General features: G+C 70.0%; 26 protein-coding genes and 1 other RNA gene. 16 read left to right on the top strand and 11 right to left on the bottom strand.

Features of this window, described 5'->3' with window-relative positions; all coding sequences use genetic code 11:
* Positions 1–36 precede the first annotated feature (36 nt).
* Positions 37–261 (top strand): 50S ribosomal protein L31, encoded by a 225-nt coding sequence (gene rpmE, locus ACEUEL_RS02300; RefSeq protein ID WP_405701734.1) that lies wholly within the window; start codon positions 37–39, stop codon positions 259–261.
* Positions 262–563: 302 nt separating this feature from the next.
* Here rpmE and rcdA read toward each other — a convergent pair whose 3' ends face one another.
* Positions 564–1076 carry a protease adaptor protein RcdA gene (rcdA, locus tag ACEUEL_RS02295; protein ID WP_405701731.1) on the bottom strand — a complete coding sequence of 171 codons (513 nt, stop codon included), beginning with the start codon at positions 1074–1076 and terminating at the stop codon, positions 564–566.
* 370 nt (positions 1077–1446) lie between these two features.
* Complete coding sequence (locus ACEUEL_RS02290) at positions 1447–1638, bottom strand: DUF1192 family protein (RefSeq protein ID WP_405701729.1); 192 nt, start codon at positions 1636–1638, stop codon at positions 1447–1449.
* Positions 1639–1763: 125 nt separating this feature from the next.
* Here ACEUEL_RS02290 and ACEUEL_RS02285 point away from each other — a divergent pair, with 125 nt between their 5' ends.
* Both ACEUEL_RS02285 and ACEUEL_RS02280 read left to right on the top strand, forming a co-directional pair.
* Positions 1764–2765 carry an NAD(P)H-quinone oxidoreductase gene (locus ACEUEL_RS02285; protein WP_405701728.1) on the top strand — a complete coding sequence of 334 codons (1002 nt, stop codon included), beginning with the start codon at positions 1764–1766 and terminating at the stop codon, positions 2763–2765.
* Between the two features lie 141 nt (positions 2766–2906).
* A complete protein-coding gene (locus ACEUEL_RS02280; protein WP_405701725.1) occupies positions 2907–6008 on the top strand; it encodes an EAL domain-containing protein in 3102 nt (1033 codons plus the stop codon).
* A 39-nt stretch (positions 6009–6047) separates the two neighbouring features.
* Here ACEUEL_RS02280 and ACEUEL_RS02275 read toward each other — a convergent pair whose 3' ends face one another.
* A complete protein-coding gene (locus ACEUEL_RS02275; protein ID WP_405706532.1) occupies positions 6048–6668 on the bottom strand; it encodes a YqgE/AlgH family protein in 621 nt (206 codons plus the stop codon).
* 199 nt (positions 6669–6867) lie between these two features.
* Between ACEUEL_RS02275 and ACEUEL_RS02270 the strand changes: the two genes are divergently transcribed.
* Both ACEUEL_RS02270 and ACEUEL_RS02265 read left to right on the top strand, forming a co-directional pair.
* Positions 6868–7707, top strand: a complete 840-nt coding sequence (locus ACEUEL_RS02270; RefSeq protein WP_405701721.1) for a protein-disulfide reductase DsbD domain-containing protein — start codon at positions 6868–6870, stop codon at positions 7705–7707.
* 115 nt (positions 7708–7822) lie between these two features.
* A complete protein-coding gene (locus tag ACEUEL_RS02265) occupies positions 7823–8308 on the top strand; it encodes a peroxiredoxin (RefSeq protein WP_405701720.1) in 486 nt (161 codons plus the stop codon).
* Between the two features lie 196 nt (positions 8309–8504).
* On the opposite strand, the gene ACEUEL_RS02260 is transcribed toward ACEUEL_RS02265, so the two are convergent.
* The gene (locus ACEUEL_RS02260; protein WP_405701719.1) at positions 8505–8711 is read right to left on the bottom strand and encodes a YdcH family protein; all 207 of its coding nucleotides are present in this window, start codon (positions 8709–8711) and stop codon (positions 8505–8507) included.
* A gap of 192 nt (positions 8712–8903) precedes the next feature.
* Here ACEUEL_RS02260 and ACEUEL_RS02255 point away from each other — a divergent pair, with 192 nt between their 5' ends.
* Positions 8904–9083 (top strand): YdcH family protein, encoded by a 180-nt coding sequence (locus tag ACEUEL_RS02255; RefSeq protein WP_405701716.1) that lies wholly within the window; start codon positions 8904–8906, stop codon positions 9081–9083.
* A 223-nt stretch (positions 9084–9306) separates the two neighbouring features.
* Complete coding sequence (locus tag ACEUEL_RS02250; RefSeq protein WP_405701714.1) at positions 9307–11244, top strand: propionyl-CoA synthetase; 1938 nt, start codon at positions 9307–9309, stop codon at positions 11242–11244.
* 209 nt (positions 11245–11453) lie between these two features.
* On the opposite strand, the gene ACEUEL_RS02245 is transcribed toward ACEUEL_RS02250, so the two are convergent.
* A complete protein-coding gene (locus ACEUEL_RS02245) occupies positions 11454–12368 on the bottom strand; it encodes a hypothetical protein (RefSeq protein ID WP_405701712.1) in 915 nt (304 codons plus the stop codon).
* Positions 12369–12488: 120 nt separating this feature from the next.
* Complete coding sequence (locus tag ACEUEL_RS02240) at positions 12489–13181, bottom strand: DUF1013 domain-containing protein (protein ID WP_405701709.1); 693 nt, start codon at positions 13179–13181, stop codon at positions 12489–12491.
* Positions 13182–13383: 202 nt separating this feature from the next.
* Between ACEUEL_RS02240 and ACEUEL_RS02235 the strand changes: the two genes are divergently transcribed.
* The 7 genes from ACEUEL_RS02235 (at position 13384) to ACEUEL_RS02205 (ending at position 18070) form a co-directional block, all read left to right on the top strand.
* A complete protein-coding gene (locus tag ACEUEL_RS02235; protein WP_405701707.1) occupies positions 13384–13989 on the top strand; it encodes a class I SAM-dependent methyltransferase in 606 nt (201 codons plus the stop codon).
* A gap of 67 nt (positions 13990–14056) precedes the next feature.
* On the top strand, positions 14057–15028 hold the full coding sequence (gene ispH, locus ACEUEL_RS02230; protein ID WP_405701705.1) for a 4-hydroxy-3-methylbut-2-enyl diphosphate reductase: 972 nt from the start codon (positions 14057–14059) through the stop codon (positions 15026–15028).
* A gap of 15 nt (positions 15029–15043) precedes the next feature.
* Positions 15044–16012: a homoserine kinase gene (locus ACEUEL_RS02225; RefSeq protein ID WP_405701702.1), complete on the top strand. Its 969-nt coding sequence runs from the start codon at positions 15044–15046 to the stop codon at positions 16010–16012.
* Positions 16013–16035: 23 nt separating this feature from the next.
* The gene (gene rnhA / locus ACEUEL_RS02220) at positions 16036–16530 is read left to right on the top strand and encodes a ribonuclease HI (RefSeq protein ID WP_405706529.1); all 495 of its coding nucleotides are present in this window, start codon (positions 16036–16038) and stop codon (positions 16528–16530) included.
* A 3-nt stretch (positions 16531–16533) separates the two neighbouring features.
* The gene (locus tag ACEUEL_RS02215) at positions 16534–16965 is read left to right on the top strand and encodes a DUF4260 domain-containing protein (protein WP_405701700.1); all 432 of its coding nucleotides are present in this window, start codon (positions 16534–16536) and stop codon (positions 16963–16965) included.
* Between the two features lie 113 nt (positions 16966–17078).
* A complete protein-coding gene (gene ykgO, locus ACEUEL_RS02210; protein ID WP_029353131.1) occupies positions 17079–17204 on the top strand; it encodes a type B 50S ribosomal protein L36 in 126 nt (41 codons plus the stop codon).
* Between the two features lie 98 nt (positions 17205–17302).
* Entirely contained in the window at positions 17303–18070 is a 768-nt protein-coding gene (locus ACEUEL_RS02205) for a tetratricopeptide repeat protein (RefSeq protein ID WP_405701698.1), read from the top strand.
* Positions 18071–18263: 193 nt separating this feature from the next.
* On the opposite strand, the gene ACEUEL_RS02200 is transcribed toward ACEUEL_RS02205, so the two are convergent.
* The 5 genes from ACEUEL_RS02200 to ACEUEL_RS02180 all read right to left on the bottom strand — a co-directional run bounded on the left by ACEUEL_RS02200 (position 18264) and on the right by ACEUEL_RS02180 (position 21692).
* Positions 18264–18785, bottom strand: coding sequence for a dihydrofolate reductase (locus tag ACEUEL_RS02200; RefSeq protein ID WP_405701696.1), 522 nt, complete (start codon positions 18783–18785; stop codon positions 18264–18266).
* A gap of 2 nt (positions 18786–18787) precedes the next feature.
* Positions 18788–20065: a flavin monoamine oxidase family protein gene (locus ACEUEL_RS02195; protein ID WP_405701694.1), complete on the bottom strand. Its 1278-nt coding sequence runs from the start codon at positions 20063–20065 to the stop codon at positions 18788–18790.
* 97 nt (positions 20066–20162) lie between these two features.
* Positions 20163–20915 carry a ClpXP protease specificity-enhancing factor SspB gene (locus tag ACEUEL_RS02190; RefSeq protein WP_405701692.1) on the bottom strand — a complete coding sequence of 251 codons (753 nt, stop codon included), beginning with the start codon at positions 20913–20915 and terminating at the stop codon, positions 20163–20165.
* A gap of 77 nt (positions 20916–20992) precedes the next feature.
* Positions 20993–21347: a transfer-messenger RNA gene (gene ssrA / locus ACEUEL_RS02185) on the bottom strand.
* 36 nt (positions 21348–21383) lie between these two features.
* Complete coding sequence (locus tag ACEUEL_RS02180) at positions 21384–21692, bottom strand: hypothetical protein (RefSeq protein WP_405701690.1); 309 nt, start codon at positions 21690–21692, stop codon at positions 21384–21386.
* Positions 21693–21887: 195 nt separating this feature from the next.
* On the opposite strand from ACEUEL_RS02180, the gene ACEUEL_RS02175 reads away from it, so the two are divergent.
* Both ACEUEL_RS02175 and ACEUEL_RS02170 read left to right on the top strand, forming a co-directional pair.
* Entirely contained in the window at positions 21888–22682 is a 795-nt protein-coding gene (locus ACEUEL_RS02175; RefSeq protein WP_405701689.1) for a thymidylate synthase, read from the top strand.
* A complete protein-coding gene (locus ACEUEL_RS02170; protein ID WP_405701688.1) occupies positions 22679–23158 on the top strand; it encodes a GNAT family N-acetyltransferase in 480 nt (159 codons plus the stop codon). The genes ACEUEL_RS02175 and ACEUEL_RS02170 overlap by 4 nt, the downstream gene beginning before the upstream one ends.
* Positions 23159–23447: the final 289 nt, after the last annotated feature.

The raw sequence follows: 23447 nt of genomic DNA, 5'->3' as shown, positions 1-23447 counted from the left end.
GGTGGGGCCGGCCACGCGGCGGCGAGGATGTGACCCATGAAGAGCGACATCCATCCCGATTACCACTTCGTCAAGGTGGTGATGACGGACGGCACCGAGTACACGACGCGGACGACCTGGGGCAAGGCGGGCGACACCCTCCAGCTCGACATCGATCCGACCTCCCACCCGGCCTGGACCGGCGGCTCGCAGCAGCTGCTCGACCGCGGCGGCCGCGTGTCGAAGTTCCAGAAGAAGTTCGCGGGCTTCCTCAAGGCCTGATTCGGGCCGGCGAAGCGAACGTCCGAACGTCACGAAAGCGGCCTCCGCGCAAGCGGGGGCCGCTTTTTCGCGTCTCGCGAACGGCGGTAAGCGGCACGGATCCGGAAGCCGTGATCCCCGCACGGCGCCGAGCCGGGCTCGAACGCCATCATCCCGGACGACGGCAAAGCCAGCGAGCCGGAATCGTGTGGCGCTGCGGGGCACGCTCCCGGATATCGCTGCCGGCCACTCCGGCATGACGCCGAGACGGTTTCTTAGCGCCTCTCGCGGCTTTTCGCCTCGCGATACGAGGCGCGGGCGTCTCAGCCCCGCGCGCCGAAGGCGGCCTTCAGCAGATCCATCTGCCGCACCACGGCATTGTCGGCCTCGGTGCGATCGCCGTCCTGATAGATCGAGGCGTCGAGCCGCAGGATGCGGCGCTGGAGATCGCGCACATCGGCGATGAGGGCGATCAGCGAATCGGGCAGCAGCCGGGCGTGATCGGGATCGAGCGGCTCGAGCCGGCCGAGATCGACCTTGCTCTTCTCGCGCACCGCGTCCTCGGGCGTCAGTTCGCCCTCGTTCACCGCGCGCTGCAGCAACAGCCACGAGGCGAGCTGCATCAGCCGGGTGGTGAGCCGCATACTCTCGATGGCATAGGCGTGGCTGGCGGGGCGGGCCAGCGCGCGCGCCTCCTCGCGGCCGGAGCCGTCGAGATAGGCCGCGGTGCGCTCCACCAGCCCCATGCCTTCGCGAAACAGGGCATCAAATACCTGTGATACGGCCATGCGCTGGCCGAGGCTCACGGCCGGCGGATTCCTGAACGCCTCTGTCATCGTCTTCCTGCTTCCACGATACCCCTGAGCGCGGCAGTCCCGCCCACCGGTTCCGATCGTGCGAATCTCACGGCACGTCCCCCGTCGCATGCGTTGCCCAGCGCGCCGCCGCTGTCCAGCGGCAAGGCGGCAGACCAGCAAGCGGGAGACCAGCGCTTGCGTCCCGAAACGGCACGCTCACCCACCCGCACATGAAAAAAGAGCCGCCCGAAGGCGGCTCAAAAGTATGACAGGGAGGCGTCAAACAGAGTGGACAGGAGCCACTCGCGTCCAGAAACTGGACAACCGCAGTAATGAACCGGAAAGCTTAATCCGAGGTTAAGCCGATCCGCTCACGGCGCGAAAAGCCCGCGCGCCCCCGGCGTTTGGTCTATCGCTTGAAGAAGGCGTCCGCCGCGACGCGGGACGCGCGCTTGGCGGCGAGCGCCGCGCGCAGCCGCACGATCTCGGCCTCCAGCGCGGCGATGCGCTCCTCGATCTCGGTTTCCGACAGCGTCGAGAGGTCGCCCCCCACCTCGTGCGCCGCCCGCGCGGGCCGCGCCGCCTCGTCATCCACAGCCATTACCGGCCTCCCTCGTTCGGACCGCCGGCAGACTATGGCGAGCCGGCCGCGGTTGCCAGCATGCGCCCGCTGGCCTAGTAGCCTGCACCACCGACCGCGTCGTCCGCCGCCGAAGGAGACCTGCCGTGACCGACCTGCCCGCCCATATGACGGCCATCGCCATTCCGACCCCGGGCGGTCCGGAGGCTCTGGTGCCGGAGCAGCGGCCTGTGCCGGTTGCCGGCAAGGGGCAGATCCTCGTCAAGGTCGCGGCCGCCGGCGTGAACCGCCCCGACGTGATGCAGCGCAAGGGCTTCTACCCGCCCCCGCCCGGCGCGCCCGACATTCCCGGCCTCGAGATCGCGGGCACCGTCGTCGCGCTCGGCGAGGGGGTAACGCGCTGGAAGACGGGCGACGAGGTCTGCGCCCTCGTCTCCGGCGGCGGCTATGCGGAATACTGCCTCGCCGAGGTGGGCAGCACCCTGCCCGTGCCCGCCGGCCTGTCGCTCGCCGAGGCCGCCGCGATCCCCGAGACCTTCTTCACTGTGTGGACCAACGTGTTCGACCTCGCCGGGCTGAAGGCGGGGGAGAATTTCCTCGTCCATGGCGGCACCTCCGGCATCGGCACCACGGCGATCCAGCTCGCCAAGGCCTTCGGCGCCCGGGTGTTCGCCACCGCCGGCAGCACGGAAAAATGCGACGTCTGCCGCAATCTCGGCGCCGATGTCGCCATCGACTACAAGACCGAGGATTTCGTCGCGGTGATCAAGGAGGCGACCTCCGGCAAGGGCGTCAACGTCATCCTCGACATGGTCGGCGGCTCCTACATCGCCCGTAACTACGAGGCGGCCGCGCCGCAGGGCCGCATCGTGCAGATCGCCTTCATGGAAGGCTCGAAGGTGCAGATCGACTATATGCGCCTGATGCTGAAGCGCCTCTCGCATATGGGCTCGACCCTGCGCTCGCGGCCCAACGCCGAGAAAGCGGCGATCGCCGCCTCGCTCGAGGCGAAGGTGTGGCCGCTCCTCGCCGCCGGCACGGTGAAGCCGGTGATGGATCGCGCCTTCCCGCTGGCGGATGCCGCCGGCGCCCATGCCCGCATGGAGTCGAGCGCGCATGTCGGCAAGATCGTGCTGACCGTCGCCTGATACGCGAAATCGTTCGCGTGCCGGTGCGATCCGGCACGCTTGTGCCGCGGCGCGCCTTGCTCCCGCCGCGCGGCACCGCTACTCATTCCGCCGGAGATCGTTCGAAGGTCGCGTTCGGCGTTGTTTGCGAGGTGGCACTCATTGGGCGTGGTCCGACTAATCCTTGCCGCTCTCGTGCTGGCGACCGGCGTTCTGGCCACCCCTGCGCGCGCCGTCGAGGCGATCGCCATCCGTCTCGATGCGCTGGTCATCGACCTCGCCCCCGCCATCGAGCAGTTCCATAGCGACACCGACCGGCTGCAGATTTCGACCGCCCCCGGCGCCGACGGCATCGTCCGCCGCATCGAGGTCCGCGCCATCGCCGCCGGGCCGACCGGCGGCAGCCAGTGGGCCGCCTTCGCGCTCGCCAACAACACCGACGAGCAGGTCGACCGGCTGATCGTCGCGCCGCACTACCGCATGGTCGGCTCGGGCGTGTTCTGGCCCGATCTCGGCAACCGCCGCATCGTCAACATCACCGCCAGCCAGGGCTTCCGTCCCGAACGCCAGAACGCCCCGGACGCGGACGTCTTCCTCGTCACGCTCGACCCCGGCACCACCGTCACCCTGGTCGCCGAGCTCACCGGCCCGCAGCTGCCGCAGCTCTATCTGTGGGAGCCGGAGGCGTTCAAGGACAAGGTCAACTCCTTCACCCTCTACAACGGCATCGTCATCGGCATCGCCGGCCTGCTGGCGCTGTTCCTCACCATCCTGTTCGTGGTGAAGGGATCGGTGATGTTCCCGGCCGCCGCCGCGCTGGCCTGGGCGGTGCTCGGCTATATCGGCCTCGACTTCGGCTTCTGGTCGAAGGTGTTCGGCATCTCCCCGCTGGCGCAGCAGTTCTGGCGGGCGGCCGGCGAGGCGATCCTGGCGGCGACGCTGGTGGTGTTCCTGTTCGCCTATCTCAACCTCAACCGCTGGCACGTGCGCTACGCCCATATCGCGCTCGGCTGGCTGGTGTTTCTGGCCGCGCTGGTCGGCCTCGCCCTGCTCGATCCCGCGGTGGCGGCGGGCATTGCCCGCGTGTCGCTGTTCACCGTGTCGATCCTCTCCTTCGCCATGGTGATCTGGCTCGCCATCCACCACTACGATCGCGCGGTGCTGATCATCCCGACGCTGTTCCTGCTGGTGGTGTGGGTGGTGGCGGCCGGCCTCGCCGTCACCGGGCGCATCGGCAACGATCTCGTCGCTCCCGCCCTGCTCGGCGGCCTCGTGCTCATCGTGATGCTGATCGGCTTCACGGTCATGCAGCACGCCTTCGCCGGCCTCGGCGCGCTTCAGGGCTCGACACAGGACCTCGAGCGCCGCGCGCTCGCCATCGCCGGCGCCGGCGACATCGTGTGGGACTGGGACGTCGACACCGACCGCATCCATGTCAGCCCCGAGATCGAGCAGATGCTCGGCCTCAAGCGCGGCGCGCTACAGGCGGAAGCGGCGGGCTGGCTCGACGTCATCCATCCCGGCGACCGCGACCGCTTCCGCGCCACGCTGGACGGCGTGCTCGACCAGCGGCGCGGGCGCATCGACCAGGATTTCCGCCTGCGCGCGCAGGACGGGCACTATCTCTGGTTCACGCTGCGCGCCCGCCCGGTCGTGGGCACCGACGGCGAGGTGGTGCGCTGCATCGGCACGCTCTCCGACGTGACCGAGACCCGCACCGCCGAAGAGCGCATGCTGCACGACGCCGTGCACGACAACCTCACCGGCCTGCCCAACCGCGAACTCTTCCTCGACCGCCTCACCTCGGCCATGGGCTTCACCCGCGTCGACGACACGCTGAAGCCGACCGTGATGATGATCGACCTCGACCGCTTCAAGCAGGTCAATGCCAGTCTCGGCATGGCGGCGGGCGATTCGATCCTGCTCACCGTCGCCCGGCGGCTGATGCGGCTGATGAAGCAGCAGGACACGCTGGCCCGGCTCGGCGGCGACCATTTCGGCATCATCCTGATGTCCGAGCGCGATCCCGAGCGCATCACCGCCTTCGCCGACACGCTGCGCCGCACGCTGCGCGCGCCCATCACCTTCGGCGACCGCGAGATCTTCATCACCGCCTCGATCGGCCTCATCCTCGCCGACGGCCAGAAGCGTCCCGCCGGGGAGGTGCTGAAGGACGCCGAGCTGGCCATGTACTTCGCCAAGCGCGTCGGCGGCGACCGCATCGAGGTGTTCCGCGCCGCCATGCGCACGCACAAGCTCGACCGCCTGACGCTGGAGAGCGACCTGCGCCGGGCGCTGGAGCGCGGCGAGATGAACGTGCTCTACCAGCCCATCGTCCACCTCGACACCCGCAAGCCCGCCGGCTTCGAGGCGCTGGTGCGCTGGAACCACCCGACGCTCGGCACGCTCTCGCCGGATGACTTCATCGGCATCGCCGAGGAGACCGGGCTGATCGTCGACATCGGCCTGTTCGTGCTCGACCAGGCGGCCCGCCAGCTCGGCAGCTGGCAGCGCAGCCTGCGCGGCGAGCCGCTCTTCGTCAGCGTCAACGTCTCCTCGCGCCAGATCCTGCGGCACGACCTGATCCAGGACCTGCGGGCGGTGCTCGCCCGCAACGTGGTGGCGCCCGGCACGCTGAAGCTGGAACTCACCGAATCGCTGGTGATGGAGAATCCCGAATACGCCGCGCAGATGCTGCTGCGCATGCGCGAACTCGGCGCCGGCCTCTCGCTCGACGATTTCGGCACGGGCTATTCCTCGCTGGCCTATCTCCAGCGCTTTCCCTTCGACACCATCAAGATCGATCAGAATTTCGTGAAGGGTCTCGGTCGTGGCGGCGGCCGCCAGCGGCCGGTGATCCTGCGCGCGGTCATCAACATGGCGCATGAACTGGGCATGGAAGTCGTCGCGGAGGGCGCCGAGACCGAGGCCGCGGCGGCGGCGCTCGCCAAGCTCGGCTGCCGCTATGCGCAGGGCTTCCTGTTCGGCGAGCCGATGTCGGCCGAGGATGTCCGCCGCATGATCCAGCCGGCGGAGAAGGCCCCCGCCGCCTCGCTGCTGGAGCGCACCCGCCTCGCCCGCTCGCGCCCCGCCGAGCCGCGGCCGGCCGACGCCGCTCCCCGCCCTGCCCCGCCCCGCGCCGCGGAAGGCAAGCCCGCGGTACGCCCCGCCCCGCCGCGCGCGGCAGCGGATGCCCGCACGCCTCCCGCCGCCCCGCCCGCAGGCGAGCCCCCGGCACCGCCGAAGGCGGCGTCGCAGGGCTGAGGGCGGATCGACATCCGTTCGTGATGGAGAAGGCTCGCCTCAGGCGTGGCCGGCGTCGCTCGAGAGCATGCCCGGATGGATGCCGATCTTGCGCAGCGCGAGATCGTACTTGCCGCCGGTGTCCGTTCCGAAGATCAGCGCCGCATCGGCCGTGCAGTGCAGCCAGCCATTCTGCTGGATCTCGTTCTCGAGCTGCCCGGGCGCCCAGCCGGCGTAGCCGAGCGCCAGCACCGCGCTTTCCGGCCCCCGCCCGCGCGCGATCGCCTTGAGGATGTCCAGCGTCGCGGTGAGGCACACGCCCTCGTCGATTGGCAGCGTCGAATTCTCGATGAAGAAATCCGCCGAATGCAGCACGAAGCCGCGCCCGGTCTCCACCGGCCCGCCCTTGAGCACCTTCACCGCACCCGCCCGCACCGGCAGGCTGATGCGTTCCTCGTCCGGGATCACATCGAGCTGCACCAACAGGTCGGGGAAGCTGATGTTGGGAGCGGGCTGGTTCACGATGATGCCCATCGCCCCCTCGGTGGAATGGGCGCACAGATAGATGACGCTCCGGGCGAAGCGCTCGTCGCGCATGCCGGGCATCGCCACCAGCATCTTGCCGTCGAGGAATTCCCCGGCGGCGTCCGCCTCATCGTCACGATCCGAGCCGATCTTCATGAAGGGAAGGGTAAACCCTGAAGCCGTATTTTCAAGACGGCACATGGCCGGCGCACTCCCGCGTCGACCGATGGCTCACACGAAAGTGCGGCATTCCCCGCTTCCCGCCACGGCCCCCAGGCGGTATCGCCAAGACATGATGCGTGCCCTTCTTCCTGTTCCGTCACCTCTCCCGGCACCGCCGGCCGCGCCGAGCGGCTTGCGCCTCCCTTGCGGCGGGCTGGCATTGGCGGTCGCGCTCTGCCTCGCGGCTCCGGTTTCCCCGGCCCGGGCGGGCGCCGAGTCGGAATGGTCGTCCCCTTCCGGCACCGGCGTGCGGCTGATGGCCGGCGGCAGCGGCGAGGCGATCGCCGGCGGCATCGAAATCCGCCTTGCGCCGGGCTGGAAGACCTATTGGCGCTATCCCGGCGACAGCGGCGTGCCGCCGCGCTTCGACTGGTCGGGCTCGACCAATGTCGCCTCGGTCGAGGTGGAATGGCCGGCGCCGATGCGTTTCGAGGATGGTTCCGGCAGCTTCTCGATCGGCTACAAGCGCGACGTCATCCTGCCCTTCCGCGTCGTGCCGAAGGTGGCGGACCAGCCCGTCGCGCTGCGGCTGGGGCTCGATTTCGCGGTGTGCGAGAAGATCTGCCAGCCCGCTTTCGCCCAGCTGGCGCTGGAACTCCCGGCGGGCGGGGGCACGCCGCACCCGGCGGTGGTCGCCGCCGAGGCGGCGGTGCCCGACCCGGCCCCGATCGCCGCGCCGGGCGCCACCGGCATCGACGCCGTGACGCTGGATGCGGCCGGCGGCCCGCCGACGATCCGGGTCGAGGCCCGCGTCGCCGACGGCGCCCGGGCCGATCTCTTCGTCGAGGGCCCGAACGAGGACTGGGCGCTGCCCCTGCCCTCCCGGGAGGATCTCGGCAATGGCCGCGCCCGCTTCACGTTGCCCGTCGACGGCGTGCCGCGCGGGGCCGATATCCGGGCGGCAACCCTGCGGCTGACGCTCATCGATGCCGGCCGGGCGATCGAGGTCACCTCGCCGCTTTCGGGACGCTGAAAGGGCTTTCCGCGCGGTCGGAAGTGGCTATGCTGCCGCGCCGGCTGGCCGGCGCCGTGCCGCTCCGGCACGACCCGCCGCCCCCGCTTTTTCCGCGCATGAAAGGAACCAGACCATGACCATCAAGGTCGGCGACACGCTGCCCAACGCGACCTTCCGCGTCAACACCGCCGATGGCCCGGTGGCCAAGAGCACGGACGAGATCTTCAAGGGCAAGAAGGTGGTGCTGTTCGCCGTCCCCGGCGCCTTCACCCCCACCTGCCACAAGAACCACCTGCCGGGCTACGCCGCCCGCGCCGACGAGATCCTCGGCAAGGGTGTCGACCTCATCGCCGTCACCGCGGTGAACGATCCCTTCGTGCTGGCCGCCTGGGAAGGCGTCTCGAACACCGGCGGCAAGATCCTGTTCCTCTCCGACGGCAATGGCGACTTTGCCAAGGCGCTCGGCCTCGAGCTCGATGCCTCCGGCGCCGGTCTCGGCCTGCGCTCCAAGCGCTACTCCTCGGTGATCGAGGACGGCGTGGTGAAGGTGCTCAACGTCGAGGACGTGCCGAGCAAGGCCGACAAGACCAGCGCCGACGTGCTGCTCGGCCAGCTCTGAGAACGGTTGGCCGGCGCCGTGGGAGGGCGTCGGCTACGGCCTCGTTCCGCTCACGCCGTCATGGCCGGGCTCGTCCCGGCCATCCACGCCTCGCCGATGGCGTGACGCAGAGCCTCGACGCATTGGGACGGGCCCCGGGATGGCCGCACTCTGGCGGCGATCCCCACCCCAATGGCCCTGCCCGCCCTTCCGGCCCTCACGCGATGATGTCGGGCGTGATCTGGTCGTCGATGATGCCGATGCGATCCTTGAGCTGCAGCTTGCGCTTCTTGAGCCGCGCGAGCTGAAGCTGGTCGCTGCCCGGCACCGACTGCAGCGCCAATATTGCCGCATCGAGATCGCGATGCTCCTGCCGCAGGCGTTCGAGGAGCGCCTTGAGCTCGCGTTCCTCTTCGTCCGTCATCTGCCCTGCGCCCGCACTCACGATTCACCCCGGCCGCGGCTGCGGCGGCCCCGAGTATCGCCGCGCCGCCGCTCCGCCGCAATGTCTTCTGCACCGCACGATGATGCTGCATCGCAGCGACTCGTTTCGTCGACAGGCGGGGGCTTAAGTGACACACTCATGACGTCACTTCGAGACACGGAGACAAGGCCCATGTCCATGCAGGCGCATGTCGCGGAGTTGCAGCGTCGCCACCAGGCGCTCGAACGGGAGCTTCGCGAAGAGCTGGCACATCCGGGATCCGATGAAACGCGGATCGCCGATCTCAAGCGTCGCAAGCTGCTCCTCAAGGATGAAATCGTCCGTCTCACCGAAAACCAGACGGTGCATTGATCGCCCCGCGCGGGGCACGCCCTGCGCACGGTACCGGCCATGATGCGCCGGCGAAGGACAAGCCGCCGGTCCCCGCGACCGGCGGTTTTTTATGCGCGCCACATGCCCTTCACGACGATTCGACCAACGTCGTACGCAATTGAGCGCGCTTGCCTTTCCCCGGCGCGTCGGACTTTTGTGAAGCGTACCCACAACAAGAACAACATGCGCGGGAGAACGCCCCATGAACGACGCCACGAGCAACCGGTATGCGGCAGTCTACGAGCGCTCCATAACCGACCCCGAAGGCTTTTGGCGCGAAGCGGCGAAGGCCGTCGACTGGATCGCCGAGCCGCGGGCGGTGTTCGATCCCGGCCTCGGCGCCTATGGCCGCTGGTTCGTCGGCGGGCTGTGCAACACCTGCCACAACGCGGTCGACCGCCATGTCGGCGCCGGGCGCGGCACCCAGCCCGCGATCTACTATGACAGCCCGGTGACCGGCGCGAAGCGCACCGTGACCTATTCGGAGCTGCTGGCGGAAGTGCGCACGCTCGGCGCCGTGCTGCGCGATCTCGGCGTCGAGAAGGGCGACCGCGTCGTCATCTACATGCCGATGGTGCCCGAGGCGATCGTCGCCATGCTCGCCTGCGCCCGCATCGGCGCCGTGCATTCCGTGGTGTTCGGCGGCTTCGCCGCGGCCGAACTTGCCACCCGCATCGAGGACGCCAAGCCGAAGGTGGTGCTGTCCGCCTCCTGCGGCATCGAGCCGAGCCGGGTCGTTGCCTACAAGCCGCTGCTCGATCTCGCCATCAGCATGTCCGCGCACAAGCCGGAACGCTGCGTCATCCTGCAGCGCCCCGAGCTCGCCGCCAATCTCCAGCCGGGCCGCGATCTCGACTGGCACGAGGCCCGCGCCAAGGCGGCCGCCGGCGGGCGGGGGGTCGACTGCGTCCCGGTCGGGGCCACCGATCCGCTCTACATCCTCTACACCTCCGGCACGACCGGGAAGCCCAAGGGCGTGGTGCGCGACACCGGCGGCCACATGGTCGCGCTGCGCTGGACCATGGAGGGGCTCTACGGCGTGAAGCCGGGCGAGGTGTTCTGGTCGGCCTCCGACATCGGCTGGGTGGTCGGCCATTCCTACATCGTCTACGCCCCGCTGCTCGCCGGCTGTACGACGGTGCTGTACGAGGGCAAGCCGGTCGGCACGCCCGACCCCGCCGCCTTTTGGCGGGTGATCGAGGAGTACAAGGTCTCGGTCCTGTTCACCGCGCCCACCGCGCTGCGCGCCATCAAGAAGGAAGACCCGGAGGCGCTCCTGCTGAAGCGCCACGACATCGCGTCGCTGCGCGCACTGTTCCTCGCCGGCGAGCGGGCCGACCCCGACACGGTGCACTGGGCCGAACAGAAGCTCGGCGTGCCGGTGATCGACCATTGGTGGCAGACCGAGACCGGCTGGGCCATCGTCGGCAACCCGTTCGGCCTCGGCGCCATGCCGGTGAAGGCCGGCTCGCCCACCGTGCCGATGCCCGGCTATGCGGTCGACATCGTGGACGAGGGCGGCCATCCGGTCGGCCCGAACCGGATGGGCTCGATCGTCATCAAGCTGCCGCTGCCGCCCGGCTGCCTGCCGACGCTGTGGCAGCAGCCGGACCGCTTCCGGGAGAGCTACCTCGTCGACTTCCCCGGCTACTACAAGACCGCCGACGCCGGCTTCAAGGACGATGACGGCTATGTCTTCATCATGGGCCGCACCGACGACATCATCAACGTCGCCGGCCATCGCCTGTCGACCGGCGGCATGGAGGAGGTGCTGGCCTCCCACCCCGATGTCGCCGAATGCGCCGTCATCGGCGTGCACGACGATCTCAAGGGCGAGTCGCCCTGCGGCTTCGTGGTGCTGAAGTCCGGCGTCGTGCGTGCGCCCAACGAGATCGAGAAAGAGATCATCGCCCTGGTGCGCGAGCGCATCGGCCCGGTCGCGGCGTTCAAGCTGGCCATCACCGTCGCGCGCCTGCCGAAGACGCGCTCCGGCAAGATTCTGCGCGGCACGATGAAGAAGATCGCCGATGCCGAGCCCTGGACCATGCCGGCGACGATCGACGACCCGCAGGTGCTCGAGGAGATCACCGAGGCGCTGAAGGGCCGCGGCCTCGCCGCGGTCGGCGGCGCGGCGGCCTGAGCCCCGGTTCGCCGTCCCGCCCGATCGGGCGCGGACGGACTCGCTGTCTCGACGTCATGGCCGGGCTTGCCCCGGCCATCCACGTCTTCCGCGCCACGCCGGAAACGTCATGGCTCTCTGGAACCAGCCCGGCATGAGACGACCCTTGCGGAAACCGAACGGCGCCCAGCCGCCGGCATCGTCCAACCCAGCTCGCCCGGCGACGCCGCTCACTTGCCCCGGGCGGTCTGCAGGAAGGCCTCGGCGCGCTTCACGGCATTGGCGAAGAAGGGCTGCTTCGGCGCTTCCTTCACGAAGCACGCGCGATAGGCGTCCGACCCCTCGTCGGTGATCTTGACGATCTCGTCCCAGCGCGGATCTTCCGGCTTGTTCTCCGCCTCGACCACCTTGGTCAGCGCCTCGACCTTGACCTGGTAGGGCTTCCACACCGCGTCGCAGACCGGCACGCCCTTGATGTTGAGCTTCGCCTGCGTCAGGCCGACCATCGCCTTGCCGTCGGCGACACGCACGATCGCGATATCGTCCGGCGCGGCGTTGCCCGGCGGTTCGTCGATCTGGAGGCCCAGCACCGCGACCGCCGTCTCGCCCGGCACCGCCGCGACGGGAATGGTGACATAGGGCTGGAAGAAGCCACCGTCGAAGCCGATCGCGTCGGTGTAGAACTCGGCCGTGGCGGCCGCCTCCGCCACCCCGGCGCCCAGCGCGGCCGGCGCGCCCTCGTCCTTGGCGCGGGCCGCGCGCCAGTTCTCGAACACGGCGGCCGGTGTCACCACGATGCGGCTGGTGAAGTCCTTGTTGGTGAAGTTGAGGCCGTCGAGCTGGTGCGTCGGGCCGCTGACGTCGTAGATGAAGCTGTAGAGCGTGTAGGTCGGCGCGCCGAGGCCCTTGAACTTCAGCGGGCCGAGGACGGCCCCGAGGCGCTTGGCGAGGTCCTTCATGTCGGCCTCCTCGCGCTTGATCACGGCCTCGTCGCCGCTCTTGTCCGCCTTGGCGGCGTCGATCGAGGCGGCGGTGGCCTTGTCGCGGGCGGCAATGTAATCGCCGAGGGGGTCGGCCGAGGCGACGGCCGGAACGGCTGCGGCGACGAGGACGGCGCCGGCGAGGAGACGGGCAAGGCCAGTCATGGGGAGGGTCCTTCGGAGGATGCAGGGCGCGAGAACAGCGCCCGGCACAGCGGTATCCGAACCCTCTCCGAGGTCAAGCCCGGCCGAACGACGCGGCCGGGATTCGAGCGCCGGTGTGGCTCACTCGCCCTTCTTGGCGCCGCCGAGCTTGGCGAACACGGTCTCGAGGTCGAGCGCCTCTTCCTTCGGCTTGCGGGCCGGCGGCGAGTAGGGCTCCGGCGCCTCGCCGGTGGTGACCTCGGCCGGGAGCAGCGTCGCGCCGTGCTCGCCGACCGGGGCGGCGGGGCGATCCTTGGAGGAGCGCTGCACTTCGATGTCGAGGTCGATCTGCGAGCACAGGCCGAGCGTCACCGGGTCCATCGGCGTCAGGCTCGCCGCGTTCCAGTGGGTGCGCTCCTTGATCGCCTCGATCGTGGTCTTAGTGGTGCCAACCAGCCGCATGATCTGGCTGTCCTTGAGCTCGGGATGGTTGCGCAGCAGCCAGAGGATGGCGTTCGGCCGGTCCTGGCGCTTCGACACCGGGGTGTAGCGCGGGCCGCGCTTCTTCTTGGCCTCCGGCAGGCGGACCTTCGATTCCAGCAGGCGCAGGCGATGGTCGGGATTCTTCTCGGCGCGGTCGATCTCCTCGCGGGAGAGCTGGCCGCCGGCCACCGGATCGAGCCCCTTGATGCCCTGCGCCACCTCGCCGTCGGCGATGCCCTTGACCTCCAGCGGGTGGAGTTTGCAGAAATCGGCGATCTGCTCGAAGGTCAGCGCGGTGTTCTCGACCAGCCACACGGCGGTTGCCTTCGGCATCAGGGGTGCGTTCGCCATGGCGCGTCTCCTATGAGGGGTCGTTAGCGGTCGAATGTTGGTTTCCCGCGCAAAGCCTCTCGCGCTCCACCCACCCCTCGGGGGCGGAGCCTCGGACCGTCTCGCGATGACCGGGATCGCGTAGATATAGGCGCCTCGCGGGCGCAAGGCAATCGCCGCGAGAGCCCTGGTCGCGCGCGGAATCAACCAACGGAGAGGCAGCATGTCGGAAGCCGCCGCGGCCATCGTCGCTCTCTACGAGACCCACGCCGCCGCGTTCGACCGCCTGCGCGGCCGCTCGCTGTTCGAGGCCGGCTGGCTCGATCGCTTCCGGGCACTTCTGCCGCCCGCGCCGGCGGCGATCCTCGACATCGGCTGCGGCTCGGGGGAACCGATCGCGCGCTATCTCGCCGAGAAGGGCCACGCCGTCACCGGCATCGACAGCGCGCCGTCCCTGATCGCGCTGTGCCGGGCCCGCTTCCCCGATCACGACTGGCACGTCGCCGACATGCGCACCCTGTCGCTCGGCCGGCGTTTCGACGGGCTCATCGCCTGGGACAGCTTTTTCCACCTCGCCGCCGACGACCAGCGGGCGATGTTCCCGCTCTTCCGCGCCCATGCCCGCCCCGGCGCGGCGCTGATGTTCACCTCCGGCCCGGCGGCGGGCGAGGCGATCGGCACCTTCGAGGGCGAGCCACTGTTCCATGCCAGCCTTGATCCGGCCGAATACCGCGCCCATCTCGATGCGGGCGGCTTCGACGTCGTCGCCCATGCCGCCGAGGATCCGGCGTGCGGCGGCCACACCGTCTGGCTGGCCCGTGCGCGCTGACGCGGCCGCGCTTGACACCCGATGCCGCTCCACCCATGACGGGAGCGAACCGATTGCGGACCCATCCATGACCGAAGCCGACCGACCGCCCCTGCGCGTCCTGCTCTGCGCCCCGCGCGGCTTCTGCGCCGGCGTCGTGCGGGCGATCGACGCGGTGGAGCGGGCGCTGGAACTCTATGGCGCGCCGGTCTATGTGCGCCGCGAGATCGTCCATAACAAATACGTCGTCGAGGGGCTCAAGACCAAGGGCGCGATCTTCGTCAACGAGCTCGCCGAAGTGCCGGCCGGCACCGATGCGCCGGTCATCTTCTCCGCCCATGGCGTCGCCCGCGCCGTGGTCGACGACGCCCAGACGCGCAACTTCTTCGCCATCGACGCCACCTGCCCGTTGGTCACCAAGGTGCACCGCGAGGCGACCGTCCATCACCGGCGCGGCCGCGAGGTGGTGCTGATCGGCCATGCCGGCCACCCCGAGGTGATCGGCACCATCGGCCAGCTCCCCGAAGGCGCGGTGACGCTGGTCGAGACCGCCGAGGATGCCCGCCGCTTCACCCCGCGCGACCCGGAAAACCTCGCCTACACCACGCAGACCACGCTCTCGCTCGACGACACCGCCGGCATCGTCGCGGTGCTGAAGGAGCGCTTCCCGGCCATCGTCACCCCGCACAAGGAAGACATTTGCTACGCCACCACCAACCGCCAGGAGGCGGTGAAGAGGGTGGCGCCGGAGGTCGACGCGATGATCGTGGTCGGCGCGCCGAACTCCTCGAACTCGCAGCGCCTGCGCGAGGTCGCCGAGCGGGCGGGCTGCCGCGTCTCGGCGCTGGTGCAGCGGGCCGGCGATATCGACTGGCGCCTGTTCGGCTCGATTTCCTCGCTCGCTGTCACCGCCGGCGCCTCGGCGCCCGAAGTGCTGGTGGAGGAGGTGCTGGACGCCTTCGCGGAGCGTTTCACCCTCGCCGTCGAGACCGTCTACACCGCGCATGAGGACGTGTTCTTCCCGCTTCCCCGGCAGTTGCGGCCGGATGCCGCCCAATAGCCGCGAAAGATCGTCATGGCCGTCTATACCGATGTCTCGCCGGAGGAGCTGGAACGCTTCCTCGAAACCTATGATCTCGGCCGCCTGCGCGCCTTCAAAGGCATCGCCGAGGGGGTCGAGAACTCGAATTTCCTGCTGCAGACCGAGGCCGGCAGCTTCATCCTGACGCTCTACGAGAAGCGGGTGAATCCGGCCGACCTGCCCTTCTTCGTCGGGCTGATGGAGCACCTCGCCGCCCGCGGCATCCACTGCCCGCAGCCGGTGAAGAACCGCGCCGGCGCCGCGCTCGGCCAGCTCGCCGGGCGCCCGGCGCTGATCGCCACCTTCCTGCTCGGCACCTCCGTGCGCCGGCCGACCACCGCGAACTGCGCCGCGCTCGGCGCCGCCCTCGCCAGCCTGCACGAGGCGGGCGCCGACTTCACCGCCGTCTCGCGCGTCAACGCGCTCTCGGTGCCCGGCTGGCGCCCGCTGTTCGAGCGCGCGCGAGATCGCGCCGACACCGTCGCGCCCGGCCTCGCCGCCCTGATCGCGGACGAACTCGGGACGCTGGAGGCGAACTGGCCCGCCGGGCTGCCGGCGGGTGTCATTCATGCCGATCTCTTTCCCGACAACGTCTTCTTCATCGATGACCGGCTCTCCGGGCTGATCGACTTCTATTTCGCCTGCAACGACTTCCTCGCCTATGACGTCGCCATCTGCCTGAACGCCTGGTGCTTCGAGACCGACGGCGCCTACAACCAGACCAAGGGCCGCGCCCTGCTCGCGGCCTATCAGGCGGTGCGCCCGTTGGGGGCCGCCGAAGTCGCCGCCCTGCCGCTGCTCGCCCGCGGCGCCGCGCTGCGCTTCCTGCTCACCCGGCTGGTCGACTGGCTGAACGTGCCGCCCGGCGCGCTGGTGCGCCCGCACGACCCGCTCGAATATCTGCGCAAGCTGCGCTTCCACCGCGCGGTGGAGAGCGTGCGCGACTACGGGGTGGCCGCGTGAAGACGGCACCCGGCACCGCCCGCATCTTCGGCGACGACGCCGGCCCGGCGACCGCGGCGAAGGGCACCGTGTCCGTCTGGACCGACGGCGCCTGTTCCGGCAATCCCGGCCCCGGCGGCTGGGGGGCCATCCTGCGCTATGCCGGCACCGAAAAGGAACTCTCCGGCGGCGAGGCGCCCACCACCAACAACCGCATGGAGCTGATGGCGGCCATCTCGGCGCTGGAGGCGCTGAAGCGGCCCTGCACGGTCGATCTCCACACCGACAGCGAATACCTGCGCAACGGCGTGATGAAGTGGCTGGCGGGCTGGAAGCGCAATGGCTGGCGCACGGCGGACAAGAAGCCGGTGAAGAACCAGGATCTGTGGGAGCGGCTCGAGGCCGCGCTGGGGCGCCACGACATACGCTGGCACTGGGTCAAGGGCCATGCCGGCGACGAGATGAACGAGCGCGCCGACGCCCTCGCCCGCGCCGGCATGGCGCCGTTCAAGCCCGGCCGGGGCGGGATGGAGGGCTGAGCGATGCCGCAGGTGATGCCGGCGACGACAGCGGGAGCGGTCACGCGCGCGCCTGCCGTTCTGCTGCGTCTGGAAGGGCTCGCCATGTTCGGCGGCGCGCTTCTCGCCTATGCCGCGCTCGGGCAGGGCTGGTGGCTGTTCGCCGCGCTGATTCTCGCGCCGGACCTGTCCATGCTGGGCTATCTCGCCGGCCCCGCCGTTGGCGCCCGCCTCTACAATGCGTTCCACACCTATGTCGCGCCCGCCGTGCTGGCCGCATGCGCCTATCTGCTGGCGGAGCCGCTCGGCGGCGCCATCGCCGCCATCTGGGTCGCCCATATCGGCCTCGACCGTGCCCTCGGCTATGGGCTGAAGTACCCGGAGGGTTTTGCGCACACCCATCTCGGCCGCCTCGGCCGCGACACGGTTCCACAGGATCGACCGCCGGCGGATTGACAAATCCCCTCCCCCTCCGCTATCAGCCGGGCCTCGATTTCAAGCTGGCGGATCGGGGCGCGGCCTAGCGGCGCCGCCTCATGCGCAAGCGCTCGATCCGAAGGTGAAGTGTCATGAAGATCCGCAACTCGCTGAAGACGCTGCTCGGCCGCCACCGCGACAACCGCCTGGTCCGCCGCAAGGGCCGCGTCTACATCATCAACAAGACCCAGAAGCGCTTCAAGGCGCGCCAGGGCTGAGGGCTGCCGGCGGTTCGCCGCCGCGCACCGGGGGAGCCGCGCCTCACAAGGGCGCGACCGCCGATTGACGAAGGCGCCATGGCCCGTACACTGGGTTCATGCGCGCCTTTTTTGTTGCCTCGCTCCTGATCCTCGCCCCGTGCGGCGCCGCGCTGCACGCCGATGAATCGCGCCCGGCCGACCCTTCGCTCGCCGGCCCGCGCTTGGCGATGAGCGGCCCGCAGGCCGACGCGCAGGCGCCCGTGCCGCTGCCGGGCGTGCCGGTTTCGCCGAACGCCAAGGTGCCCGACCCGCGCGACAGCCAGAAGCCGGGCGACAGCGCCGCCGATCCCGCGAAGGAGCCGGCCGCGAAGAACGGCCTCGCCGGCAAGGCCGAGCCGGACCGCGCCAAGCGAATGGATGCGCTGTTCGCCGCGCTCAAGGCCGCCCCGACCAAGGAATCGGCCAAGTCGATCGCCGACCGCATCGACGTCGCGCTGATTCCCGCCGACAGCGACACCGCCGACCTCTTGATGAGCCGCGCCGCCATCGCGGCCGAGGCCAAGCAGTACGACCTCGCCATCGAGCTGCTCGATTCGGTGCTGGTCATCGCCCCCGATCATCTCGAGGCGTGGAACAAGCGCGCCACCGTCTTCTACCTGAAGGACGACTATGCCGACGCGCTGGCCGACCTGCGCCAGGTTCTCGCCCGCGAGCCGCGGCACTACGGCGCCTGGGCCGGTATCGCGCTGATCTGCAAGGAGATCGGCGACAACAAGCGGGCCTTGGAGGCGGCGCGGCAGGCGCTCGCCATCTACCCCTTCCTCGACCAGATCGACGATATGGAGAAGTCGCTCGCCCTCGAGGTCGAGGGCCGGCCGATCTGAGGCTGCCGCGAGGGTCGGCCGCCGTCCGGATTTACGGCGCCCCCCTGCCTGCTGCGGCATCCGCCGGCTTGATCCGAGCAGCCCTGCCCCACACCGGTGGCACAGCGCAGAGATGGGGAACCCGGTCGAGCCCGGCCGCAAGGGATCGACGATCCCGAGACCATCGAAGGCCAGAGTACCGGTCGCGCCGGCCTCACACCCGCGCGTAATCCACGAAGCTGAACGCAAACTCGTCCCGCTCGCCCTGGAACGGCCCCTCACGCGCCACCTCGCGCCACTCGGCCGGATCGAGCGTGGGGAAATGCACGTCGCCCTCGGGGCGCGCATGCACCTCGGTCAGCCGCACCCGGTCGGCCAGCGGCAGCGCCTGCGCATAGATCTGCGCCCCGCCGATCACCATGACCTCGTCGACCCCGTCCCGGCGCGCGATGGCGCTCGCCTGCTCCAGCGCCGCGCCGAGCGAGGGGGCGATCAAAACCCCCTCGGGCACCGCGAAACTTGCATCGCGCGTCACCACGATGGAGGTGCGTCCCGGCAGCGGCCGGCCGATGGAGCTGAAGGTGCGCCGCCCCATGACGATCGGCTTGCCCCAGCTATTGGCGCGGAAGCGCTTGAGGTCGCCCGATATGTGCCAGGGAAGCCCCTCGCCCCGCCCGATCACGCCGTTCTCGGCGACGGCGGCCAGCACGACGATGGCGATCGCGTCCTCACCCATCCTCACGCCGCCTTCGCGCCGAGCCAGCCGAGCGCGGTCTGCGCCGCCGCGAGGCCGGTGAGGTGCGCGCCGTGGCAGGTGGAATAGTCGTGCTCGGAAACCGCTTCGCCGGCGAACAGCACCCGCTCCCCCAGCGGCTCGCGCAGCCGCGCGCGCAGATGGGCGAGGCCTGGCAATGCGCAGCTATAGGCGCCGCGGATCAGCGGATCGGCGACCCAGTCGGTCGCCGCGGTCGCGACGAGATGGCGGCGGATATCGGCGCCGAAGGCATCGACCAGCGCCGCCATGCCGAAATCGGCCATCGCCTCCGGGCCGGCCGCCACCAGCCAGCGGGCATTGTCGCCGCCGAGCTGGCCCACCGCGAGGTGCTGGCCGAACGGGTTGAGCACGAAGTTGATCGGCGGGCGGGTGGGATCGGTGAGATCGAGCATGTCGGTGTAGCTGGTGTCCGGCATGCCGAACACCTCGCGGTCGAAGCGGAACACCACCTTCTCCGCCGCGCCGAGCGGCAGGCCGGCAAAGGCCTCGGCGAGGCCCCCGGGCAACGCCGGCGCGAAAGCGAGGCCACCCTCGGCGATCACCGTGGTCGGCAGGCAGACGATGGCGCAGCGGGCGCGCACGCTCCCGCGCGGGGTCTCGGCGACCACCCCCGCGCCCGACCAGTCGAGCCGCGTGACCGGACAGGACAGCACCACCGGCAGGCCGGGCGCGCGGTCCTGCGCCACCGCCTGCACCAGCGCGCCATAGCCGCGCGCGACAGGGTAGTTCTCGCCGGTGTCGGAATAGGCGGCATAGTCCAGCGTCGAGATGAATTCCGGCTCCGCCGCCGAGAGCAGCGTCAGCCAGTGCCGGGCCATGCGGTTCCACGGCGCCGGCACGTCCAGCACGTCGGTAGCGGGAATGTCGCGCCCGGCGCGCCCGGCGGCCTTCACCCGGGTGAAGCCGCCGTCGATCGCCTCCCACAGCGCCTGCCGCTCCGCCTCGCTCGCCCAGTGGGTGCCCAGATGCGTGCCGCGCGCCTGGCGCGAGCCGCGATTGGCATAGGCGAAGCCGAGCCGGTCGGCTTCCGCCCGCAGCGGGTTGACCGAGGCCGAATGCAGCCAGTGGCAGCCCCGGTCCCAGGTCGCGTCGAGGCTCGCCGTATCGGTGAAGGCCCGCCCGCCGGTGCGCGCCGCCGCTTCCAGCACCAGCACGTCCGAGCCGGCCGCATGCAGGCTCGCGCCGGCGGCGAGACCCGCCGCGCCGGCGCCGATCACCACGACATCGACTTCGGATTTCATCTCGGATCGTCCTGAACGCCGCCTCGCCAGCCGCAGCCACCGCCCGGCCCCGCAGCGCGCGAGGGGCGATACCGGAGGAGGCCCGTTCCGGGAGAGATCACTTCTTGCGGAACGTGTCCAGCCGCACGACCTGCGCGCCGCCGGCGGCCGGCGCCTCGCCGTCCGGCGCATCGCCCGCGGGGGCGGCCGGCGCGGGCGCGGGCTTGGTCGGCTCCTTCACCACGGGCTTGGCGGCCGTGGCGGTACGCTCCGGCTCCACCTTGGCCGCCGCCGGCTTCACCGGCGCGGGCTTCACCGGCGTGGGCTTGGCCGGCACGGCTTTGGCGGGCGTCGCGGGCACCGAGGTCGGCCCGGCGCGCGGGCGCTCGACCGGTGGCGGCGTCTCGGCCGGCTCCGAGCCGGCCCCGCGCGGGGCGGCACGCGGGCGGTCGGGAACGGCGCGCGGCCCCGGCACCGCGGGCGTCTCGTCGTCGTCGTCCTCGTCGCTGTCCCCCGTGCCCGGCTGGAACAGCAGGCGGAACTTCACGGAAGGGTCGACGAAATCCTCCACCGCGTCGAACGCCACGTGCAGCCGTTCGGGCACGCCCTTGAACCACAGCCCGACCTCGAAGGCCTGATCGGTGACGATGAGGTCCCAGAACTGGTGCTGGAGCACGATCGTCATCTTCTCGGGATACATGCCCTTGAGCCGCGGCGACAGCTTCACGCCCGGCGAGCCGGTATCGAAGGAGATGTAAAGGTGATGGTCGCCCGGCAGGCCGTCGCGGGCGACATCGGCCAGCACGCGCCGCACGACACCGCGCAACGCATCCTGGACCAGCAGGTCGTATCGGATCAGATCCACACTCATGGGCGCCAATGAAACCGATTCCGGCCGAAACCGCCAGCCCGGCCGAACCACGACCGGCGTCGAACACGCAGGAATGAAGTGGAGGCTTCTGTTGCCAGGTGCCTCCGAACCCCGCCTTACAGTGCTACCCGCAAGGACTTATTTCCCAGAGATCAAACCGCTCACGCGGCCTGAGCAACCGGAGCATAGTTGTCGTTGGCAACTATATGTTTGGTCCGATGACGGCGGTACCATGCCGAGCGAAAGTCCACCCTTTACGCCCTCGTCGATCCTGTTTCGCCCCCGCCGGAAGCCGATGCTCGTCCGGATTCGGGTGGAGGCGCCGGGTACTGCCCCCGGGTCCGAAGGGTTTATTCCGATAGCCGTTTATCGCCATAGCCGGCTTGCGCCGGCGACACGAATATAGGGGCATCTCCCGCCGCGCGAAAGGGGGCGCGGCATGATCGCCCCCCGCCCGACCGGTGCGGATCACGCCTCGGTCTGGTCGCCATATTGCAGCTCTTTCAGATCGCGGCCCTCCGCATGGGCGCCGTCCGCCTCGAGCTCCTCGATGGTGCGCTTGAGCGCCGAAATGAACAGCCCGCGCAGTTCCGCGTGGCCGATCACCGCTCCCGAATGAGCGCTGCGCAGCTTCTCTTCCGCGCGCAGGATCAGCACCGGCGCCCGCTCCGCGCCGTCGACCAGCAGGTCCAGCGGATGCGTCGGATCCTGCTCCAGCAGGTTGAGGTGGGTGCGCGCCCGTTTCAGGGCGTCGTGATGGCTGTGGCCGTGCCGCATGTCGTCCTCCCCACGTGACCGCGATGTGCGGTATCCGAAGGGGTCAACGCGCCACCCCGCCGCCCGTTCCGTTGCCCGGCGCGGAACCGACATATCCACAAAGCGGCCCGCTTCCCGATGCCGGGGCGTGTGCATCGGCGCCATGTGTATTAATCTGCCCGCAAGGGCGGATCGGCCCCCGAATCGGACGGAACCATGCGGCAATATCACGAGCTTCTGGAGCGCATCCTGCGCGAGGGTGTCGCCAAGAGCGACCGCACCGGCACCGGCACGCTGTCGCTGTTCGGCCACCAGATGCGCTTCGATCTCGCCGAAGGCTTCCCGCTGGTGACCACGAAGCGGCTGCACATCCGCTCCATCGTGCACGAACTGCTCTGGTTCCTCGCCGGCGACACCAACATCGCCTACCTGAAGCGGAACGGCGTCTCCATCTGGGACGAGTGGGCGGACGCCAATGGCGATCTCGGCCCGGTCTACGGCCACCAGTGGCGCTCCTGGCCGGACGGGCGCGGCGGCGTCATCGACCAGATCGCCGACGTGGTGGCGCAGATCCGCCGCAACCCGGATTCGCGCCGCCTCATCGTCTCCGCCTGGAACCCGGCGGACGTGCCGGACATGGCGCTGCCGCCCTGCCACTGCCTGTTCCAGTTCTACGTGCTGGAAGGCCGGCTGTCCTGCCAGCTCTACCAGCGCTCGGCCGACAGCTTCCTCGGCGTGCCCTTCAACATCGCCAGCTACGCCCTGCTCACCCACATGGTGGCGCAGGTCACCGGGCTGAAGCCGGGCGACTTCGTCCACACGCTGGGCGACGCCCATCTCTATGTGAACCATCTCGAGCAGGTGCACGAGCAGCTCTCGCGCAGCCCCCGCGCCCTGCCGGTGCTGCAGCTGAACCCGGCGGTGGACGATCTCTTCGCCTTCCGCTTCGAGGATATCGCCGTCGAGGGCTACGACCCGCACCCGGCCATCAAGGCGCCGGTGGCGGTATGAGCCTCACGATCCGTCCCGTCCGCCCCGGCGAGGGCGGGCTCGTGCTCGACTTCGTGCGCGAACTCGCCGCCTACGAGAAGCTGGAGGACAAGGTCGAGGCCACGGCCGCGGGCTTCGAGGCCTCGCTGTTCGGGCCGAACCCGCGGGTCTTCTGCGACATCGCCGACTGGGACGGCGCGCCGGCCGGCTTCGCGCTATGGTTCTACAATTACTCGACCTTCTACGGCCGCCACGGCATCTATCTCGAAGACCTGTTCGTCCGCCCCGATTTCCGCCGCTACGGCATCGCCACCGCGCTGCTCGGCCATCTCGCGCGGCGCTGCCTCGACGAGGGCCTCGGGCGGCTCGACTGGGCGGTGCTGGACTGGAACGCGCCGGCCATCGCCTTTTATGACCGCATCGGCGCGGTGCCGTTGAGCGAATGGCTCGGCCGCCGCCTCGCCGGCGAGGCCCTGGCCCGCCTCGCGGCGCGCTGATCGCACGCCCTCTCCCCGGCCGCGACACCCCCAAATAAAAACCGCCGGCGCGCGGCCAGCGGTTGAAGTTACGAGCGGATGCTCGGGGGTCCAAAAAGAAGAAGAAGAAGAAGTCACGTCCGGTAGGAGGCGGCGGAGGCGCTTGGGGAAGCTCCCCGCCGCAAACCCATGAGGCGAGACTAGACCGGCAAACCTTAACGCCCTCTGAGGCGCCCGTTCATCGCCCGTTTATGTTCGCCCCTTGGCGGTGCCGCAGCTGCCCTCCGTCGGGTCGCCGTCCCGGCCGGAG

Source organism: Ancylobacter terrae, from assembly GCF_045108345.1.
Taxonomy (GTDB): domain Bacteria; phylum Pseudomonadota; class Alphaproteobacteria; order Rhizobiales; family Xanthobacteraceae; genus Ancylobacter.
Note: the sequence above shows the minus strand (reverse complement) of the source record. Positions and strands in the feature narration are given on the sequence as shown.

Bases quoted from the DNA above. Each gene is read 5' to 3' on its own strand.
- ACEUEL_RS02275 (WP_405706532.1), bottom strand. From the start codon at position 6,668: ATGAAGATCGGCTCGGATCGTGACGATGAGGCGGACGCCGCCGGGGAA.
- ACEUEL_RS02225 (WP_405701702.1), top strand. From the start codon at position 15,044: ATGGCCGTCTATACCGATGTCTCGCCGGAGGAGCTGGAACGCTTCCTC.
- ispH (WP_405701705.1), top strand. From the start codon at position 14,057: ATGACCGAAGCCGACCGACCGCCCCTGCGCGTCCTGCTCTGCGCCCCG.
- ACEUEL_RS02250 (WP_405701714.1), top strand. From the start codon at position 9,307: ATGAACGACGCCACGAGCAACCGGTATGCGGCAGTCTACGAGCGCTCC.
- ACEUEL_RS02215 (WP_405701700.1), top strand. From the start codon at position 16,534: ATGCCGCAGGTGATGCCGGCGACGACAGCGGGAGCGGTCACGCGCGCG.
- ACEUEL_RS02190 (WP_405701692.1), bottom strand. From the start codon at position 20,915: ATGAGTGTGGATCTGATCCGATACGACCTGCTGGTCCAGGATGCGTTG.
- ACEUEL_RS02255 (WP_405701716.1), top strand. From the start codon at position 8,904: ATGTCCATGCAGGCGCATGTCGCGGAGTTGCAGCGTCGCCACCAGGCG.
- rpmE (WP_405701734.1), top strand. From the start codon at position 37: ATGAAGAGCGACATCCATCCCGATTACCACTTCGTCAAGGTGGTGATG.
- ykgO (WP_029353131.1), top strand. From the start codon at position 17,079: ATGAAGATCCGCAACTCGCTGAAGACGCTGCTCGGCCGCCACCGCGAC.
- ACEUEL_RS02175 (WP_405701689.1), top strand. From the start codon at position 21,888: ATGCGGCAATATCACGAGCTTCTGGAGCGCATCCTGCGCGAGGGTGTC.
- ACEUEL_RS02260 (WP_405701719.1), bottom strand. From the start codon at position 8,711: ATGACGGACGAAGAGGAACGCGAGCTCAAGGCGCTCCTCGAACGCCTG.
- ACEUEL_RS02195 (WP_405701694.1), bottom strand. From the start codon at position 20,065: ATGAAATCCGAAGTCGATGTCGTGGTGATCGGCGCCGGCGCGGCGGGT.
- ACEUEL_RS02170 (WP_405701688.1), top strand. From the start codon at position 22,679: ATGAGCCTCACGATCCGTCCCGTCCGCCCCGGCGAGGGCGGGCTCGTG.
- rcdA (WP_405701731.1), bottom strand. From the start codon at position 1,076: ATGACAGAGGCGTTCAGGAATCCGCCGGCCGTGAGCCTCGGCCAGCGC.
- ACEUEL_RS02180 (WP_405701690.1), bottom strand. From the start codon at position 21,692: ATGCGGCACGGCCACAGCCATCACGACGCCCTGAAACGGGCGCGCACC.
- ACEUEL_RS02235 (WP_405701707.1), top strand. From the start codon at position 13,384: ATGTCGGAAGCCGCCGCGGCCATCGTCGCTCTCTACGAGACCCACGCC.
- ACEUEL_RS02290 (WP_405701729.1), bottom strand. From the start codon at position 1,638: ATGGCTGTGGATGACGAGGCGGCGCGGCCCGCGCGGGCGGCGCACGAG.
- ACEUEL_RS02205 (WP_405701698.1), top strand. From the start codon at position 17,303: ATGCGCGCCTTTTTTGTTGCCTCGCTCCTGATCCTCGCCCCGTGCGGC.
- ACEUEL_RS02200 (WP_405701696.1), bottom strand. From the start codon at position 18,785: ATGGGTGAGGACGCGATCGCCATCGTCGTGCTGGCCGCCGTCGCCGAG.
- ACEUEL_RS02240 (WP_405701709.1), bottom strand. From the start codon at position 13,181: ATGGCGAACGCACCCCTGATGCCGAAGGCAACCGCCGTGTGGCTGGTC.
- ACEUEL_RS02245 (WP_405701712.1), bottom strand. From the start codon at position 12,368: ATGACTGGCCTTGCCCGTCTCCTCGCCGGCGCCGTCCTCGTCGCCGCA.
- ACEUEL_RS02265 (WP_405701720.1), top strand. From the start codon at position 7,823: ATGACCATCAAGGTCGGCGACACGCTGCCCAACGCGACCTTCCGCGTC.